This window comes from Brevibacillus laterosporus DSM 25 (assembly GCF_002706795.1).
GTDB classification, from domain to species: Bacteria; Bacillota; Bacilli; order Brevibacillales; family Brevibacillaceae; genus Brevibacillus_B; species Brevibacillus_B laterosporus.
Window position 1 is genome coordinate 4,925,287 of the sequence record NZ_CP017705.1, and the last position, 18,547, is coordinate 4,943,833.

The 18,547-nt window shown below is 38.9% G+C and carries 13 protein-coding genes and 1 riboswitch; of the genes, 7 read left to right on the top strand and 6 right to left on the bottom strand.

The window, feature by feature from the left end:
• Nucleotides 1–168 precede the first annotated feature (168 nt).
• Together BrL25_RS23060 and mgtA are read left to right on the top strand one after the other, a co-directional pair.
• Nucleotides 169–1,326, top strand: a complete 1,158-nt coding sequence (locus BrL25_RS23060) for a 1-propanol dehydrogenase PduQ (protein WP_018669940.1) — start codon at nt 169–171, stop codon at nt 1,324–1,326.
• 111 nt (nt 1,327–1,437) lie between these two features.
• Nucleotides 1,438–1,613, top strand: a riboswitch (M-box (ykoK) riboswitch).
• A 325-nt stretch (nt 1,614–1,938) separates the two neighbouring features.
• Nucleotides 1,939–4,542, top strand: coding sequence for a magnesium-translocating P-type ATPase (mgtA, locus tag BrL25_RS23070; RefSeq protein WP_018669938.1), 2,604 nt, complete (start codon nt 1,939–1,941; stop codon nt 4,540–4,542).
• A 196-nt stretch (nt 4,543–4,738) separates the two neighbouring features.
• On the opposite strand, the gene BrL25_RS23075 is transcribed toward mgtA, so the two are convergent.
• Nucleotides 4,739–5,113, bottom strand: coding sequence for a DUF423 domain-containing protein (locus BrL25_RS23075; protein ID WP_018669936.1), 375 nt, complete (start codon nt 5,111–5,113; stop codon nt 4,739–4,741).
• A gap of 1,015 nt (nt 5,114–6,128) precedes the next feature.
• Here BrL25_RS23075 and BrL25_RS23080 point away from each other — a divergent pair.
• Nucleotides 6,129–6,455 carry an antibiotic biosynthesis monooxygenase family protein gene (locus BrL25_RS23080; protein ID WP_018669934.1) on the top strand — a complete coding sequence of 109 codons (327 nt, stop codon included), beginning with the start codon at nt 6,129–6,131 and terminating at the stop codon, nt 6,453–6,455.
• Nucleotides 6,456–7,080: 625 nt separating this feature from the next.
• On the opposite strand, the gene BrL25_RS25330 is transcribed toward BrL25_RS23080, so the two are convergent.
• Nucleotides 7,081–7,233: a DUF6877 family protein gene (locus BrL25_RS25330; protein ID WP_018669933.1), complete on the bottom strand. Its 153-nt coding sequence runs from the start codon at nt 7,231–7,233 to the stop codon at nt 7,081–7,083.
• Between the two features lie 466 nt (nt 7,234–7,699).
• Between BrL25_RS25330 and BrL25_RS23095 the strand changes: the two genes are divergently transcribed.
• Both BrL25_RS23095 and BrL25_RS23100 read left to right on the top strand, forming a co-directional pair.
• Nucleotides 7,700–8,500 (top strand): DUF2785 domain-containing protein, encoded by an 801-nt coding sequence (locus BrL25_RS23095; protein ID WP_018669931.1) that lies wholly within the window; start codon nt 7,700–7,702, stop codon nt 8,498–8,500.
• 349 nt (nt 8,501–8,849) lie between these two features.
• Entirely contained in the window at nt 8,850–9,674 is an 825-nt protein-coding gene (locus tag BrL25_RS23100; protein ID WP_018669930.1) for an MBL fold metallo-hydrolase, read from the top strand.
• A gap of 163 nt (nt 9,675–9,837) precedes the next feature.
• Here BrL25_RS23100 and BrL25_RS23105 read toward each other — a convergent pair whose 3' ends face one another.
• The 4 genes from BrL25_RS23105 to fdhF all read right to left on the bottom strand — a co-directional run bounded on the left by BrL25_RS23105 (nt 9,838) and on the right by fdhF (nt 16,123).
• Nucleotides 9,838–10,827, bottom strand: coding sequence for an acrylyl-CoA reductase family protein (locus tag BrL25_RS23105; protein WP_018669929.1), 990 nt, complete (start codon nt 10,825–10,827; stop codon nt 9,838–9,840).
• Nucleotides 10,828–11,013: 186 nt separating this feature from the next.
• Nucleotides 11,014–12,213, bottom strand: a complete 1,200-nt coding sequence (locus tag BrL25_RS23110) for a dicarboxylate/amino acid:cation symporter (protein ID WP_018669928.1) — start codon at nt 12,211–12,213, stop codon at nt 11,014–11,016.
• 470 nt (nt 12,214–12,683) lie between these two features.
• Nucleotides 12,684–13,178: a helical membrane plugin domain-containing protein gene (locus tag BrL25_RS23115; RefSeq protein WP_018669927.1), complete on the bottom strand. Its 495-nt coding sequence runs from the start codon at nt 13,176–13,178 to the stop codon at nt 12,684–12,686.
• The gene (gene fdhF / locus BrL25_RS23120; RefSeq protein ID WP_051088565.1) at nt 13,178–16,123 is read right to left on the bottom strand and encodes a formate dehydrogenase subunit alpha; all 2,946 of its coding nucleotides are present in this window, start codon (nt 16,121–16,123) and stop codon (nt 13,178–13,180) included. The genes BrL25_RS23115 and fdhF overlap by 1 nt, the downstream gene beginning before the upstream one ends.
• Before the next feature lie 414 nt (nt 16,124–16,537).
• On the opposite strand from fdhF, the gene BrL25_RS23125 reads away from it, so the two are divergent.
• Both BrL25_RS23125 and BrL25_RS23130 read left to right on the top strand, forming a co-directional pair.
• Nucleotides 16,538–16,930 (top strand): AT hook motif family protein, encoded by a 393-nt coding sequence (locus BrL25_RS23125; protein ID WP_018669925.1) that lies wholly within the window; start codon nt 16,538–16,540, stop codon nt 16,928–16,930.
• Nucleotides 16,931–16,960: 30 nt separating this feature from the next.
• A complete protein-coding gene (locus BrL25_RS23130) occupies nt 16,961–18,412 on the top strand; it encodes an MFS transporter (RefSeq protein WP_018669924.1) in 1,452 nt (483 codons plus the stop codon).
• Nucleotides 18,413–18,547 lie beyond the last annotated feature (135 nt).

The window sequence follows — 18,547 nt, forward strand, 5'->3', positions numbered from 1 at the left end:
TTTTTGTAAAACATGCTTTTTTGTAAAACATGCTTTTATGAAAAATTGGTTGAAATAAATCAGGCTAATGAAAGCCAAAATAACGCTATGCCTCCTAGAAAAGGAGAAAGTGATGAAATCAGAGACATTCCTTGTAATAGATATATGTTGATTTGAAAGGAGAAAGTGATGAATCATTTTCAAATAAAAACGCTCATTCATTTTGGGACAGACGCATTATCTAGCCTTCGAAGTATAGAGAATAAACGTATTTTCGTGGTGACAGACCCTTTTATGATTAAATCGGGGATGATTGATAAAGTAAAACTACAGCTCGAAGAAAAAAACGAACATATCACTATTTTTCATAATATCGTGCCAGATCCTCCACTTGAAAACATCGTGAATGGCATACAGGTCATGAGTGCAGCCGATCCTGATATCGTGATTGCTTTAGGTGGTGGATCAGCTATTGATGCGGCAAAGGCAATTTGTCTTTTTAACAATCGTATGAATCAGAAAGAAACAACTGCAAAAGAAGTAACATTCATCGCAGTGCCAACTACGAGTGGAACTGGTTCTGAGGTAACGAATTTTTCAGTGGTTACAGATAGTAACAAAAATGTAAAATACCCCCTTGTTTCTGATGAAATGCTACCAACTGAAGCGATCCTAGACCCTGAGCTCGTAAAAACTGTTCCTTCCTTCATAACAGCTGATACTGGGATCGATGTCTTAACTCATGCGCTGGAAGCCTATGTATCAACACTTGCTTCGGACTTTACAGACGCTTTTTCAGAGAAAGCCATTCGTCTTGTTTTTGCCTATTTAGAAAAATCGTTCCGGAATGGAGAAGATCGTCTAGCACGTGAGAAAATGCATAATGCCTCCTGTATAGCCGGTCTCGCCTTTAATACTGCCTCACTTGGGATCAGCCACAGTATGGCACATATCATTGGTGCAAAGTTTCATATCCCTCATGGAAGAAGCAATGGCATTGTGTTGCCATACGTTATTGAATACAACGCCCACATTAAAGGATATACGGATCGAAATTTTAGTATCGCGTCCAATAAATATGCAGAGATTGCTAAACTTTTGAATTTACCTTCCTCCGATACACGAAACGGAGTAAAGAATCTAATTATCGCAGTGAAAAAACTTCGAAAAGATCTAGGAATGCCCGCATCTCTTAAAGAAGAGGGGGTAAAAAAAGAGGATTTTTATCGAGAGCTAGATAGTTTAGCCGAGGTGGCTATGCAGGATAAATGCACAATTACGAATCCACGTCCCCCTAGTGTTGGAGAACTAAGGAATCTATTTGAACAAGCTTATCTAGGAAATTAAGTAAAACGACAGGTTTATTTGCCTAACAAAATCATTTTTTCACCTATTTACTATCAAAATTTATTTTGCTATTGACAATTACGAATTGTTCCAGTATGATTCACATAACAATTAAGTCCTCGTTAGGTGAGGCTCCTATACAAACATAGGCCACTGCCCAGAAATATCGAAAGATGCCCATGGGTAGAACAGGAACTGTCGGATTAAGGCTTTTCTTAAGGTGGCTAAGAGATCGTGTAAGTCTCTTTACGTTGTATAGTGCCAAAACTCGACTAGGGGGAACGAAAATGCTTATTTTGGTATGCATACTTCAAACCCTCTAGTTATCCTAGAGGGTTTTTCATTTTGTAAAGGGGGGATTTCCACATGGAAGGCAGTCCTAGTAGTCAATATAAACAGCTGTATCAACATTCTGTAACAAGAGAGAAGCATATTTTCTATGCTCTTACATGTTTGCTATGCTCTTTTTTTCGCCCTCCTTTACCAACATCGTGGGTGTATTTAAGTATGCGTATGTGACATGCGAGTGCATAGAAAAATAGTCAGCTCACTCTCTCTTACAGGGAGAGTTTTTTTGTGTCTATTTTTCACACTCGGGAGGTACTTACTAACATGAAACAAGCTAAACATCTCAATAATAAATCGTTGAACCACGACATTTCTTCTCGTCTAATTAAGGCATCGACTTCGAATATTGATAATCTTCTGCAATCGTTGAACACAACTGTGACGGGACTATCAGAATCCGAAGTCAATAAGAGATTAAATCAATACGGCCAAAACCAAATTGCCCAAGAGAAACAGCCAGCATGGTATGTACAACTTCTTTCATGCTTCAAGAATCCGTTTATTCTGATTTTGCTTGGGTTAGATATATTCTCCTATTTTTCAGATGATATAGAAGCATCCGTCATCATTAGCACAATGGTTTCCATCAGTGTACTTATTACCTTTACTCAGGAGTTCCGTTCCAAACGAACCGCAGAAAAATTGAAAGCGATGGTCAAAACAACTGTAACCGTAACCCGTCTATCTATAAAGCAAGAAATCGACATGGAGAAGCTGGTACCTGGTGACATTATTCATCTGTCCGCCGGAGATCTTGTTCCAGCGGACGTTCGAATTCTCAATTCCAAAAATTTGTTTATTAGCGAATCGGCTCTCACTGGGGAAGCATTTCCCGTAGAAAAACAAGCTACTGCTGATCAATCTCTTCACGCCTTAGAGCTTTCCAATCTTTGTTATATGGGAACAAACGTGATAAGTGGAACTGCCACTGCCCTAGTGATTTCAACCGGTTCTTCTACCTACTTCGGTTCCATGGCAAAAACATTGATAGATAAGCGTCCGTTGACAAGCTTTGATAAAGGCGTGAACAGTATCACCTTTGTCCTTATTCGCTTTATGTTGATTATGGTCCCCATCATTTTTTTCATAAACGGTTTTACAAAAGGTGATTGGATGGAAGCTTTTTTCTTTGGATTATCCGTCGCTGTTGGCTTAACACCAGAAATGCTTCCCGTTATTGTAACGGCTAATCTGGCCAAAGGTGCAATCAGCATGGCACGAAAACAGGTAGTTGTGAAAAAACTGAATGCTATCCAAAATTTTGGAGCTATGAATATTCTATGCACCGATAAGACTGGAACACTTACAGAAGATAAAATCGTTGTAGAAAAACATGTAGATATTCTCGGAAATCCCAATGTGAACGTGTTGAGATATGCTTATTTGAACAGTTACCATCAAACAGGATTAAAAAACTTGTTAGATGTTGCGATCGTCGAGCATGCCCAACGAATGAACCTTCTGGAAGACGAGAAAAATGTTCAAAAAATAGATGAAATCCCCTTCGATTTTAATCGCCGCCGTATGTCAGTCGTACTAAAAAACAACGAAGAACATCTTCTCATTTGTAAGGGAGCTGTGGAAGAAATTCTGAGTAATTGTACTCTAGTATCTAGTAATGGACAGATCATGCCCCTCACATCGGAAATTGTGGAAAACATAAATAAAGTGGTACATGATTTAAATACGGATGGTCTGCGCGTCATCGCCGTTGCCATCAAGCCTTCTGATCCACGCGAACATGTATACAGTGTCAAAGACGAAAGTGAAATGATCCTTGTAGGGTATATTGGATTCTTAGATCCACCAAAGGAAAGTGCCGCGAGTGCAATACAAAAACTGCATGCAAACGGCGTCGATGTGAAAGTGCTTACAGGTGATAATGCAGTGGTTGCTCGTAAGGTTTGTACAGATTTAGGTTTACAGGTAGATCAGGTTATCATTGGAGGAGAAATTGATGATGTAACGGATGAGATGTTAGCTGATCTAGCAGAAAAGACAACAGTCTTTGCCAAACTAAATCCGTTACAAAAGGCAAGAATCGTACGCGTACTTCAAGACAAAGGACACACCGTGGGGTTTATGGGGGATGGAATCAATGATGCTGCATCTTTGCGTGAGGCAGATGTGGGAATTTCGGTTGATTCAGCAGTCGATATCGCAAAAGAATCAGCAGACATCATTTTGTTAGAGAAAAGCTTACTGGTATTAGAAGATGGAATTATGGAAGGACGTAGAACGTTCGGAAACATCATTAAATATATCAAAATGACCGCCAGTTCTAATTTCGGTAACGTGTTTAGTGTTTTGGGTTCAAGCTTATTTCTACCTTTCCTTCCCATGTTACCCATTCATTTATTAATTCAAAATTTGTTTTACGATATTTCACAGCTATCCATTCCTTGGGACAATATGGATAAAAAGTTTTTACAGACTCCAAGAAAATGGGATGCGAAATCGGTGGGGCGATTCATGATTTTCATTGGTCCAATTAGCTCGATCTTCGATTATGCCACCTATTTCGTCATGTATTATGTATTTGCAGCCAACACTATTGCTGATCAATCCTTATTCCAATCTGGCTGGTTTATCGAAGGATTATTGTCTCAGACTCTCATAGTGCATATGATTCGTACGGAAAAAATACCATTTATTCAAAGTAGAGCTAGTTTTCCGGTTTTACTTTTAACCAGTATTATTATAATAGCAGGAATCTATATTCCCTTCTCTGCATTTGGAGCAAGTGTTGGATTACAGCCGTTACCACTGGAATATTTCCCATGGCTAGTAGGGATACTACTTAGTTATGCACTTCTCACCCATTTCATAAAAAAATGGTACATTCGTACCTTTGATGAATGGCTGTAAGCAAACCTACAAATTCAGAGGAAAGCTGTTTATGAAGAGTTCGGGTCCATATGTTCCATTCCATATGGACCCAAAGGAGGTTTTAGCAAACTCGTAAATGATTTCCATGGATCACTCATTTGAAGAGCATCTGGTCTTGTCATCATTTGTTAACGGTAAACTACGTCAGCTGAGACAAATTACACCGTTGCTCCTCTTATGATTTTTGTCTGACTGCCAAAACCACAAACAACCAGCCTAATAAAAAACAGACACCACCGATCGGAGTGATTGCACCTAGCATTTTGACTCCTGTTACACATAAGAGATACAAGGAACCTGAGAAAATGAGAATACCAGCTAATAAAAAGGTACCAGCCCATTTCAACAAAGCAGATTCCCCTACTTGTTTTCCTAACAGCCCTACGAATAACAAGCCCAATGCATGGTACATTTGGTAGCGTACTCCGGTTTCAAAAGTGGCTAAACCTTTAGCATCTAGCATCTTTTCTAGTACATGAGCACCAAAAGCTCCCAAGGCTACACCTAACAATGCTAGTACGGCGCCCGCTGTTACGTAACGTTTTAGCATAAAATCCCCCTAATTTTTCTCTACTCTCTTATCATTTTTTGTCAAAAACACGTATGAGCCTATCATAGCATGTATTCCCATTTGGAAAAAACAGAAGTGACCCATAACCCATGGAGAAACCGTGACGTAAAATATATCCTATTACCCATTGGTTTTTATACACCTAAGCAGTTATCTTTACAACTATATATGGGGGGTGTTCAAATGAGAATCTCCTCAGAGCATCACTTAAAGCGGGAAAATAAGGATTAACCTCTCATGGCTAAAGTCACGAGTGTTGTTTGTTTAAATCTCCCAAAAAATACAGCTACACGAAGCCCTGTATTAATTGCAAGGCTTTTTAGATTTTCATTTTTGAGAGCATGTAGTAAGAGTAGTATTTATTTATTTATTATCTACTCTCACTACATGCTCAACTTGCATTCAACAGAAATCCTTATCGTTCTTTAGCTTAATCTGTTGAGACGTAGTATCAAGCTTTTCTATCCATCCTGGCGCTGTTTCGATTACTCCCCTATCCCCTTTTGTAGCTTTCCAAGGTAGTCTCTGTTTAAAAATCGATTGTGTCATGTCTTCCCATACCGGTGATCCATCGGTAGCATTGTTGCTTACCTCTACCAGTAGTCTCGCTGAAGTAGCCCAGCCTCAGCAATGCCTGCCTTTTCTCTACCAAAAATAGATGTACACTCTGATTCATGATATTTAATATAGTTTTTAAGGACGAATTGTAGAGTTTCTTGCCCAAAGTTTAAACTGAAGAATTCCGAAAGACAGTCCTTGTCTATCAAAATTACCAGTCACAGTAGAAAATCCATCTATCACCTTATTCTCCAAACGGAGAGCCATCCTACCGCCAATATTCCGCCATGTAGCTGTAGCTTAAAAATAAAAGTTTGGTCAAAATTCTGTATTGATGATGCTAAATTTTTTGTTCTTATTGTACTATAGAGACAGTTTAATTGATTAAGGAAACGTGATGTTTAATTAAAATTAACATAAATTGGAGGAACTAAAATTGAGTGGAATTGCAAAAACTCCTCATCCCCCCTACTATGCGGTGATATTTGCTTCGCAACGAACTGAGGGCGACAGAGGTTATGGAAAAATGGCTGAAAAAATGGTAGAGCTAGCGTCTAAACAGAAAGGATTTTTAGGTGTAGAAAGTGCCCGTGATGAAGGTCTGGGAATAACTGTTTCATACTGGGAATCTTTAGATGCGATAAAGAATTGGAAGGAACATTCAGCACATCAAGTTGCACAGGATAGAGGTAAAAATGAATGGTACAAAAACTTTGCACTAAGAATATGTAAAGTAGAAAGAGATAATATTTTTGGAATCTGATATTTGTAGACTTTCTTTATGCCTGTTTCCCATAAACACAACTAAGAATAGTATTCGACTTTCCACGTTTTCTTTATAAGTTTTAGATTTGCTCTATTTAAAATTACAAAAAGAGGTGAAAATATTAAAAAAATAGGAATTAGCATCTTAATAGTCTGTTTATACTGTTTTCCATTTGTCTATTTTTCGATGCACCAAGACTTTGCTAAACGCTCAATGCTTGGCTATTTAATAATGATTGTAGCGACTTCGCTTCTTGCTTTCTTCTCCAAATTCTTTAGTAACTCAATTCCTCTAATTATTGGCAATCTAGTATCTGAAATAATTTCATATTATTTCATCAGCAAGATGATGGGAAACGAACAATGGGGTGGCTATTTTAAGCCACTAGCTCCATATCAAATATTCATGTTGGTCAGTTTTTTGAATTTGATTCCTCAGTTCCTCGCTTTAAAGTTAACATATAGATATAAAAATAGATAAAGATAAAGATTAATTTATTGAAGAGAGTAACTTCTTTGAATTAGAAGTTCTCATTTCGTTAAACATATCAACAATATTCTTTAACATGGCCTTATAAAAGAAGATTCAATTACATACAGAAAGAGCATGAATTGATCAATCTTTATTCAAAACATGCTCTTAGTTGCTGTTGTATATACGGATCGTCCTCTTTTCCTCCACTTGTAAGCCAATCACCTACACGTTGATTAATGTCTTTTAATACAGCTAGTGGGAGTTGTCCTGCGATTTTATTTATTTGCTCCAAATAAGTCATTGCCTTCTCCATTACCGTATTGTTACATACATTAGGTCAATTTGTATGTTATAATTTCCTAAAAAAGGAACTTGGTGAGTCTAATGAAAAAGAACCCTCTTTGGTTTAACGTTATTTCAATAATAACCATTGTAATTACAATAGCTTCCCTTATAACAGATGCTCCTTTCTTAAGAATATTTACTATGCTGGGCTTAGCTGTTATCATGGCTTCTTTAGGGTCATTTGAGTTGAACAAAAACCGTACGATGTCTTTTTTGTTTTTTTGTGTTTCCGCATTACAAGTTTTCGTATTGATTGATTGGATTTACGTTTTAGTAGAAAAATAACTATTAAGTAAAATCAGCTTTTACCCCCTCCTTATCTCCCCACAACATTATGTTACCTTTCTTTATTTTCAAAAAGGATAACTCATGATAAAATATTTCAATATTTGTAATACATTACTTTTGTAAAGAGGGATAACATGTCGCTTAAGAAAAAATTACTTTCTATAAAATCGAATGACTTTGAAGCACCGCCTAATGCTTTTGAGTTAGCCTTGGAAATGACCTCAAGTATTGGTTCACCAGATCCCCAGTTGCGCGACGAGTTAATCTATTCAGTGTTTTCAAAATGGATCTTGGATGGCGTGCTTTCTCCAAAAGAAATGAGCAAACTACTTACCATCATTCTGAACGATCAGCACTTGTTTTACCGTATTGGCGAAACTGGTACTGATTCGGTGTTCACACGTTCTTTTTCCGTATTATTAATCCCGTTAATCCTGATCGCACATAAAAACAATCCTTTTCTGAAAGGAGAAGAAATTCTTCAGATAAAAGAAAATCTGTTTAACTACATAGCACAGGAAATAGATCTTCGTGGGTATGTCGCCGGAAAAGGCTGGGCCCACGCAACGGCTCATGCTGCAGATGCTCTCGATGATTTAGCGCAATGCCTAGAGATTGAAAAAGCTGATCTTCAAAAAATTCTTGATGTTGTACGAGTAAAAATCACAGTCACACAAACGACTTATTTACATGAAGAAGATGAACGAATGGTAACAGCAGTTTTATCTGTGTTGAAGCGAGATGTTTTTACAAACAATGAAATCGATCTGTGGATCAAAAGTTTTTTCGATCAGCTCGATGATGATTTTTCGATAGGTTCTTATGCACAGAAGATCAATGTAAAAAATTTTTTTCGGAGTCTCTACTATCGCCTGCATGAGCAAGGTAAGTACCCTACAATAATCCAAACTCTTTTTAATTTGAGTAAATATTGATAGATAATTCTGATTTTTACAGTAGTTCTGTACGAGATGGTGGGCAAGTGTTTCCACCTGTTGAATTGATAAGTTTTGTTTCATCGTTAATCTCGATCCATGATGTACTCAGAAGGAAATCCCTGTGCGGCGAACAGTTAAACAGGAAAACGATATTTCATAAGCCTTGGTCCTATTCATCAAAAATGAATACTAATAATAGGCTTACTTGGGCCATGTTTAATGGTTTCGTATCAGCTTGATTTTATGATGAAAACATCTTCAACTCCAAAAATAATTAGCTTATGTTTACTTTCTATATATGATAATATAGAAAGTATTAAAAATACTGCTATTTAGGAGGCTACATATGTTACATTTCATCTGCACTACCTGCGGAGTTCAATATCCAAAAAGCAAGGAAGCTCCCCCTTTTTGCCTGATCTGTAAGGAAGAAAGACAATTCGTGAACCCTATTGGACAAGCCTGGACAACACTAGAAGAGCTACAGCAACATGCAGACTATACGAATGAAATTGTACAAAAAGAAGACGGATTATTCAGTATTACAACGAAACCCAAATTTGCTATAGGACAAAATGCGTACCTCCTACAGAGTAATGGTTTTCAGCTTTTGTGGGATTGTATAACCTTTTTGGATCAATCAACCATTGAGGAAATAGAGAAGCTAGGTGGAATCCAAGCAATCGCCCTTTCCCATCCACATTATTACTCCACTCAAGTGGAATGGGCTGAAATCTTTAACGCCCCTATCTATGTTCATGAAGATGATAAAGAATGGATTACTCGTCCCAGTGAACATATCGTGTATTGGTCAGGAGAATCTCATTCCTTGACGGATCAATTGACTATTCATCGTTTAGGAGGACATTTTAAAGGCGGGTCTGTCTTGCATTGGAAGGATGGAAATAACGGAAAAGGTGTCCTTTTAACAGGAGATATCATTCAAGTGGTGGCAGACAATTCTTGGGTAAGCTTTATGTACAGCTATCCCAATTTGATTCCATTACCTGCTAATAAAGTAAGAGCAATGGCCGATAAAGTAAAGGATTTGCCATTTAATCGTCTATATAACGCGTTTCATGGAATCGTAGCTGAGCATGCTAATGAATCCGTGCAAAATTCTGCTGAACGATATATCAAGGCGTTAGAAGGACAGTTGTTTCAAACATGAGTAGTCAACATAGTAGATTTCAAAAGTAAACAAGGCTGGTTGGGATGCCAGCCTTGTTTGCTTTGTTTCTTATTAAAATAAAGTAATATCAGATTGTCGTAGATGACACCTAGTGTTTTGATGCTATTTATTCCTCAGATTTTCGTTTCAATTTAGATTTCAACTACAATCTTACAATCGTCCGTCCACGTATTTGACCCTCTAATATTTGAGAAAGTGTCTTCGGCAATTCTTCTAATGAAATTTCATTAACCATCCGATCTGTCAAATGCTGTGGTTTTAGATCAGACGCTAGACGTTGCCATACCACTTTACGTTTATCCATCGGGCAATAGACCGAATCGATTCCAAGTAGATTCACTCCACGTAAAATGAAGGGGTATACACTTGTAGACACATCCGCTCCCCCCGTTAATCCGCTTACAGCAACAGAACCCCCATACTTGATGGTAGAAAGGAGATACTCTAATGTTTTCCCCCCAACTGGATCTACTGCTCCTGCCCAAAGCTGTTGGCGCATTGGTTTTTCATCCGTAGCAATAACCTCATTACGATGTAAAATATTTGTGGCGCCCAGTTCTTTTAAATAGGCATGCTCACTTTCTTTTCCAGTACTGGCCGTTACCTCGTATCCATTTTTCGCCAAAATATCAACAGCAACACTACCAACACCACCTGTGGAACCAGTCACCAGAACCGGCCCCTGATCATTCGACAAACCATTCTCCTCTAGCCGAATAATAGATAGGGCTGCTGTAAAGCCGGCTGTACCCAGAATCATAGCTTCCTGCATCGTCAAGCCTTCTGGTAAAGGCACAACCCATTTAGCTGGAACCCTAGCAATTTCGCTAAATCCACCTGGGTGAGATACACCTATTTCATAGCTCGTAGCAATCACCTGATCGCCTATTTGGTAGCGTTCATCCGTAGAAGCGATTACTACTCCTGCTAAATCAATACCTGGAACCATTGGGTATTTGCGAATGATGCGATTCGGAATTGTCGCCATGCCATCCTTGAAATTAACACTGGAATAGGCAACACGAATCGTCACTTCTCCATCTGGTAAATCAGCTATAGTCTGTTCTTGTATCTGCATGTTGGATTGACCATTTACAACATCCAGCACGAATGCGCGATAGATATCCTGCATGAAATCCACTCCTTACTTAATTGCTTTCCCTAGAAGTATAAATTGAATTCCCTTTTGTGAAAAGAAAACATCTAGCAAACTTTTATGTATCAATCAATTATTTTTCATTTATGCAAAAAAGAGTAAGTCCGTTTTTTGAGGTAAAAAGGACTCTACCCAAACAAAGAGTAGAGTCCTTTTTCATTATTATAGGATAGCTTCCATCTGTTCTACAGGCTCCTGTACTTTTCGCCCGCCTTTAATACGATCCACTATAATTGCAATCGCTCCATCACCTGTTACGTTGCACGCTGTTCCAAAACTATCCTGTGCAATATAAAGAGCAATCATTAGTGATGTCAACGATGGGCTAAATCCAAGCATGGTTTGCAATAGACCAAGTGCTGATATTACGGCTCCACCTGGAACACCTGGAGCAGCCACCATGGTAATGCCCAGCATTAGAATAAAGGGAAACATTATTCCGAAAGAAGTAGGCATTCCATTCAACATCATTACAGCCATAGAACAGCTGACCAGTGTTATCGTACTTCCAGATAGATGAATAGTTGCACATAAGGGAACTACAAAGTCTGCGATCTGGTCACTTACCTTATTTTTCTTCACTTGACGTAAGGTTACAGGTATTGTAGCCGCTGAAGATTGTGTTCCGATCGCTGTCATATAGACAGGAAGCATATTCTTCATTAAAGAGATAAAGTTTTTACGTCCCAGTTGTCCAGCAATAAAATACTGCACGATGAGATACAAAATATGCATGGCAATAATAATAATAAAGACTTTAAAGAATACAGAGATAATCATTTGTACTTGTCCAGCATATGTCAGATTCGTAAACACACACATGATATGCACAGGCAATAGTGGTACGATAACAGAGGAAATTACTTTTTCAACAATTCCCCTAAGATCAACCATTACTTTTAGGAGGGTATCTCCCTTGAGGGCCGCAGATCCTAGTCCCAAGGTAAAAGCAAGTATAAGTGCACTCATTACTCCCATAATAGGTGGGATTTCAATCGTAAAGTAAGCCTGAGTTAATGCTTCTTCTGGATTTTTGAAAGCACTAGTTAGTGTCCCAACTTCTATAATATGTGGGAAAAAGCTGGTGCTTACAAAATAGGCGGACAATCCTGCTACAATCGTAGAACCATATGCGATTGCTGTCGTTAATCCTAAGAGCTTTCCAGCACCCTTTCCAAGCTCCCCAATACCAGGAGCAATAAATCCGATGATAATCAATGGAATAATAAAGTCAAGAAAATTACTAAACATACCACTAAATGTTGCAGTGCCTTTGACGATCCATTCAGGCGAGAAGGAGCCAATAATTACCCCTAAAATGATACCTAGAATAATTTTGGGTAAAAGTCCTAATTTCTTCATCATTTCACTTCCTTATGTTTCTTGGTGTTGAAGTGTACACGTCAGGTGTACACTATTCCGCCAGGTATGGATTACTGCTACCGTACCACACCAGCTTTGTTTTGTCATCCGTAAGATTTATAATATAACTGTTAGGAATTTTCTGTTATTAATCTAAAAACGTTGTTAGTAAGCCTTTTTTACCTGTAACAAAATTTCACTCCCACAATCTTTATAAAAAAAAGATGCATTTCTTAATAAAAATAAATTTTCGTAAGGAGTTTCATGGTTAATTAGAACGTATGTTTGTTTTTCTGAGGTGGATATTTGTCACTTTTAAACGATTCTATGAGACAATGTTTTTCTGGCTTACTATTCCAATAATTGGTAATTAAACCCTTCTATTCCTTTTCATATTTCATGTATGTTAATAGTAAAAAAGGCGGTTACATGCCGCCTTTTTTACATACCCCTCGATAGAAATCCTACCTCTATTTTTGCCTCTCTTGCTCCCCTAGATTTTCCCCTATCCCTTTCAACATATGTAAGCCAAAAGAAATTGCACGATTAATATCAGGGTCTTGTAGTGCTCTAAACAGATCAAACATACCAATTTTACTCTCTTTAGCGCTGGCTTCTTCTGCTTTTTGTAGACCATGTGTTAGACTTGAGACCAGCTTCTTGGTCATTTCTGGTTCTATTTGAGCTAAGGCTTCTGTTAACGCCATGACGTTATTAATAGATTTAGTTACATTTGGCTTTACCAACTGCTTAACTGCGATGCCAGCCATCTTTTCCTTACTTTGAACCATAGATTGCATCGTTTCTAGGACTCCTGCTTGATGTAGCTCATCCAACAGTTTTACGGATTGACGAATACTTTCGGCATGCATGGCAATCTCTTCTTTTAATTGAGTAAGATGCAGCTCCTGGTGTTCTTCTTTTGTTTCGGTTGGTTCGGCTATTTTGGTAATTGGTTTGGCCATTATTGCTTCCCTCCTGCTACATTCACATCTGCAATAGGCTCGTAATCAGTCCGTGCCCACTTGCGGTCTACCTGCACACCCAGCTGTGGGTTTCGTTTGGCATTGCGTGGGTTATTTTTGGGCAACGGATTCTGGCCGTTATGCTCAAGTACTTCCAAACGCACCTTGGTTTGTTTATAAGCTGGTGTTTGCGTACGAATATCTCCTATATTTCCTGTTAAAATATTAATGGCATTGTCACAACTGACTGAGTTCATCGGGACATACAGCTCTTTTCCTTGTACTCGATTGGTTACAACCGCCCGTAATTTGATGGCTCCATATGGGGATACCAAGCGTACTAAAGAGCCATCCTTTACCCCCCGCTCACAAGCAAGCTCTGGTGGCACCTCGACAAATACCTCTGGCACTTTATATTGAATTCCTTTTGATTTATTCGTCATATTCCCTTCATGGAAGTGCTCTAATAAACGCCCATTATTGACCACTAGATCAAATTCTGCTGGATAGGAAATAGGGGGTACATATTCTACCAAGGAAAGACGGGCCTTTCCATCTGGGAAATTAAAGCGATTGATATAGAGCAACGGTTCATCTGTACCATCTGGCAATACAGGCCATATCAAGCTGTTCCAATCTGCCAATCTTTCGTAGCTGACTCCTGAGAAGAGCGGGCTTAGACTTGCAATTTCGTCCATAATATCACCAGGATGAGTATATTCCCAATTGGCCCCAAGATGGTTAGCAAGCTGGGTAATGATCCACCAATCTGGCTTGGATTCCTCCCATGTAGGCAATGCTTGATAGAGCCGTTGTATTCTTCTTTCTGTATTAGTGAACGTACCGTCCTTTTCTAAAGAAGGTGCTGCTGGCAAAATGACATCTGCAAATTGTGCTGTCCGTGTAAAGAAAATATCCTGCACCACAAAGAAATCAAGTTTACTTAAAGTCTCCTGCACATGATTAGAATTGGAATCAACCCAGGCCATATCTTCCCCAATCAAATACATTGCTTTTAATGTACCTTCCTCTACTGCCTGTAACATCTGGATATTCGTATAGCCTGGTTTATTCGAAATCTTGACGTCATACGCCTTTTCAAATTTTTGGCGAGCCTCATCATCTGAGATAGACTGATAACCTGGTAACCAATTTGGCAATGAGCCCATATCACAAGCGCCCTGTACGTTATTATGTCCACGTAGTGGGTACGCTCCCGCACCATGTCGTCCAAAATTTCCTGTGAGTAATAAAAGATTGGCAATTGCTGCTGATGTATAAGAACCTGCTACGTTTTGGGTAACCCCCATGCCCCACAGTACACATGTACCGTCTGCCTCACAAATCATTTTGGCTGTTTCTTTTAGTTGCTCTTGAGAAATTCCAGTCACTTCTTCTGCATATTCCAGTGTGTAGATTTGAATTGCATTCTTATACTCTTCTAAGTAATTAACACGTTCTGCTAAGAAGTCTACATCATGCCAGCCCTGATCAATGATATATTTAGCTACCGCTGTTAACCAGACAAAATCTGTTCCTTGATTTGGATGTAAATACAAATCCGAACGTTCTGCCATTTCATGTTTGCGTAAATCTGAAACAATCAGCTTTTGACCATGTAATTTCTTTGCTCGTTTCACCCGAGTCGCCAAAACTGGATGCCCTTCTGTCGGATTTGCTCCGATGATAATGACCAACCCTGCAGCAGCAATATCTGTAATCACACCAGAATCGCCACCATAACCAACAGTCGATAAGAGCCCATCTGTAGCTGGAGATTGACAATAACGTGAACAGTTGTCTACATTATTTGTTTCAAAAACCTGTCGAGCTAATTTTTGGACCAAGTAAGCTTCTTCGTTGGTTGTTTTTGATGAGCTAACGAAGCCGAATGCGTCACCGCCATACTTTTGTTTCATCTCTTTCCACTTAGACGCAATCAGTGTAAGCGCTTCCTCCCATGTAGCTGGAACGAACTCATCTCCTCGACGAATTAACGGTGTTGTCAATCGTTCGTTGCTATTGACGAAATCCCAACCGAATTTTCCTTTGATACAGGTCGAAATGCTGTTGACCGGTGCTTCCTCAGATGGTTCAATTTTTAAAATTTGGCGCCCTTTCGTCCACACCTCAAAGCTACAGCCTACTCCACAAAATGTACATACTGTTTTCGTCTTCTTCGTTCGAGCTTCACGCATAGCTGCTTCTGCTTCAGAAATAGCCAATATTCCACTGTAACCAGGCTCTACTTCTTTCACCAATTCAATCATTGGATCAAGTAAATCTTTCCCAATATTTGTCATGAAACCAGCTTCACCTAGCATAGTTTTTTCCATTAAAGCATTGCATGGGCATACAGTGACACAATGCCCACAGGAGACACAGGAGGATTCATTAATAGATTTATCCTGATCCCAAATTACGCGAGGCATGTCTCGTTCCCAATCAATGGTCAATGTCTCATTGACTTGTAAATCCTGGCATGCTTCTACACAACGTCCGCACAATATACATTGATTCGGATCATATCGGTAGAAAGGATGAGACATATCCACCTCATAGCCCTTTTCACGAAACGGTCGCTCCTGATGCTCCACTTCCATCAGATCTACAGTATTATGTACACGACAATTGCCATTATTATTATCACACACAGTACAGTACAGCATGTGGTTTTCAAGTACACGATCCATCGCTTCTTTTTGTGCTGCTTTAGCCCGTGAAGAGGTAGTCTGAATTCTCATTCCTTCCTCTACAACAGTAGAGCAAGCTCGCATCAGTTGTCCGTTTATTTCGCAGGTACAAGTATCACATGTTTGAATTGGACCTAAAATAGGTGAATAGCAAATATGGGGATGCTTTATCTCATGTTCAAGCAGATAATCAAGAATTCTAGTGCCCTCTTCTGCTTGGTGCCACGTATCATTAATGGTGAATGAAATCATTTTGTTCAAGGGTTATTTCCTCCTCTTCTTTTTCCATCTGCTTCAAAAAATAAAAATAACCCACCACAAAACAACCAGCGCAAACGTAAAAACGTTGCCCAAGCTGTTTTATGGTGGGTTAATACTTAGCAGTGGTATATACCAGTTATCAAGCCCTCCATACTCTGTACGCGTATGCGTGAAAGCACAGGATGAATAGAATGACTGTAATCAGCCAGCCTTAGACATCAATGAACTTACTTTTTAATAATAACCAAACTTTCAGAAATTGCAAGAGAAGAGCATATTTTTTTCCTGTTTATGCTGGGTTACTAATAAAAAAATATTTTTTACATTTTTTGTAAAATAAAAACGTTGCCTATTTTTGGAAACAGGTTTATATTTTTTGTAGAACAAAAAAGGTGGAATTCATTTATGGATAATCGATACTACTCCTTTCAAGAATTCGCCCAAGCTTTCGAGAAAAAATGGATAAAAACAGCAATAGAACATGGATTAGTTGATGAACAAATGGATATATATCTAGCTAAGGTCCGCAAAAACGCACTTTTTGTCTGGAAGAAAAATCAAGGGGATGAATGGATAGAAAAACAAGGATATATCATTGTTGACAGAAAGCCCAGCGAGGAAGAAATTATTTATAAAAAACTAGGACGGGGGCGTCCACGAAAACACGAGCTTAATCGACTACAGCATGCCATCCATGTCAGATTAGACGAGGAAACATACCAAAAGCTACTATCCTTGTGTCAAAAAAGCAACCTTGACCTCTCTGAGACTATTCGTATGCTCATAAAAAAAGGATAAACCGTTTCGTTATATAAAGGAGGAATTAAGATGAGTCAGGAAGGTCAGTTACCTACTATAAGGACTACTCTTCGCTGGTGGATACTTGCTAATGTATCTCTGGGCATCTTTATGTCAACATTGGATGGAAGCATCACGAATGTAGCTCTCCCTAGTATTTCCAATACATTGCAGGTTCCCCTACATATCGTGCAATGGGTTGTAACCGCCTATTTATTAGCGATCGCTTCCCTTCTACCCATTATTGGAAAATTATCGGATCTTTTTGGGCGTGGGAACTTATATAATCTAGGATTTTTAATTTTTTTGATCGGCTCTGCTTTATGTGGTTTGTCGAAATCCATTTGGATGTTAATTGGTATGCGTGTCCTGCAGGCTGCTGGTGCCGCATTGCTAATGGCTAATAGTCAAGCTATCATAGCTAGTACCTTTCCCAAAGAGGAACGTGGTCGTGCTCTTGGAATAACGGGAATGGTGGTATCGCTTGGTTCATTGTCAGGCCCCGCCATCGGTGGAATTCTCGTTGATTCGTTTGGCTGGGAATCTATCTTTTGGATAAACGTACCGATCGGTTTAGTCGGATTTATCGCAGCTCTACGTATCATGCCAAAACAACACCAGAAACGCGTGGGTGAGCCTTTTGACTATCTTGGTTCCATTATGTATATGACAAGTATGATTACCTTCCTATATACCATTTCTAATGCAGAGGAACATGGGTGGACAACAGGTATTACACTAGGTGGTCTTCTCTTTTCATTCGTAATCTTCGTCTTGTTTTATCGACGTGAAACACGAATCTCACATCCAATGCTAGACTTCTCTCTATTTAGAATTCGTACATTCCGTTCAGGAAGCTTTGCGACTCTCCTGTCTTTTCTCTCTCTTTTTTGTATAACAATTCTCATGCCGTTTTATATGCAACTGGTGCTAGAATATCCCCCCAACATCGTGGGGTACGTCATGATGGCAAATGCTGTGATGATGGCGATAGTGGCTCCGTTTTCTGGTTGGCTATCTGATAAAATTGGTACTTATTATTTAACGATTTCAGGTTTGGTGATTAATGCTATTTCCTTTGTTTTGCTCACTAAGCTTACAACTAATGAACCTGCTTGGCTTGTCGCAATGCATATGGGTATTTTGGGAATCGGCACTGGTCTTTTTCTATCACCAAACAATGCAAGTATCCTAGGATCAGTTCCACCTAAACTATTGGGTACGGCAGGCGGTTTAAATGCATTAGTCCGAAATATCGGGATGGTATTAGGGACAACATTTGCTATCTCACTATTCTCCTTTCAATTAAATAGACTAACAGACAATCAACCCGACTCTAGTAGTACTGATATATTAAATGTGGAAGCCTATATGACAGCTCTTCATACTGTCTTTTGGGTAGCCGCTGTAATTTGTTTATGCGCTGCCGTTCTCTCTTCAATGCGTGATAAACCGCAACGACAGAAAAGGAAAGTGGCATAGAAAACCATTTATTCCTAGCTTTTCTAGCAAAAATAGTTTATGCTGCATGAACTCATCAAGAAAAACGAATAAAAATGTTTCTTTAAAAAGCTACGGGCATGATCGTTCACGAATAGAGATAGGTCGATCTAACCA

Bases quoted from the DNA above. Each gene is read 5' to 3' on its own strand.
- fdhF (WP_051088565.1), bottom strand. From the start codon at position 16,123: ATGATTTCATTCACCATTAATGATACGTGGCACCAAGCAGAAGAGGGC.
- BrL25_RS25330 (WP_018669933.1), bottom strand. From the start codon at position 7,233: ATGACTTATTTGGAGCAAATAAATAAAATCGCAGGACAACTCCCACTA.
- BrL25_RS23060 (WP_018669940.1), top strand. From the start codon at position 169: ATGAATCATTTTCAAATAAAAACGCTCATTCATTTTGGGACAGACGCA.
- BrL25_RS23095 (WP_018669931.1), top strand. From the start codon at position 7,700: ATGTCGCTTAAGAAAAAATTACTTTCTATAAAATCGAATGACTTTGAA.
- BrL25_RS23110 (WP_018669928.1), bottom strand. From the start codon at position 12,213: ATGAAGAAATTAGGACTTTTACCCAAAATTATTCTAGGTATCATTTTA.
- BrL25_RS23105 (WP_018669929.1), bottom strand. From the start codon at position 10,827: ATGCAGGATATCTATCGCGCATTCGTGCTGGATGTTGTAAATGGTCAA.
- mgtA (WP_018669938.1), top strand. From the start codon at position 1,939: ATGAAACAAGCTAAACATCTCAATAATAAATCGTTGAACCACGACATT.
- BrL25_RS23125 (WP_018669925.1), top strand. From the start codon at position 16,538: ATGGATAATCGATACTACTCCTTTCAAGAATTCGCCCAAGCTTTCGAG.
- BrL25_RS23130 (WP_018669924.1), top strand. From the start codon at position 16,961: ATGAGTCAGGAAGGTCAGTTACCTACTATAAGGACTACTCTTCGCTGG.
- BrL25_RS23075 (WP_018669936.1), bottom strand. From the start codon at position 5,113: ATGCTAAAACGTTACGTAACAGCGGGCGCCGTACTAGCATTGTTAGGT.
- BrL25_RS23115 (WP_018669927.1), bottom strand. From the start codon at position 13,178: ATGGCCAAACCAATTACCAAAATAGCCGAACCAACCGAAACAAAAGAA.
- BrL25_RS23100 (WP_018669930.1), top strand. From the start codon at position 8,850: ATGTTACATTTCATCTGCACTACCTGCGGAGTTCAATATCCAAAAAGC.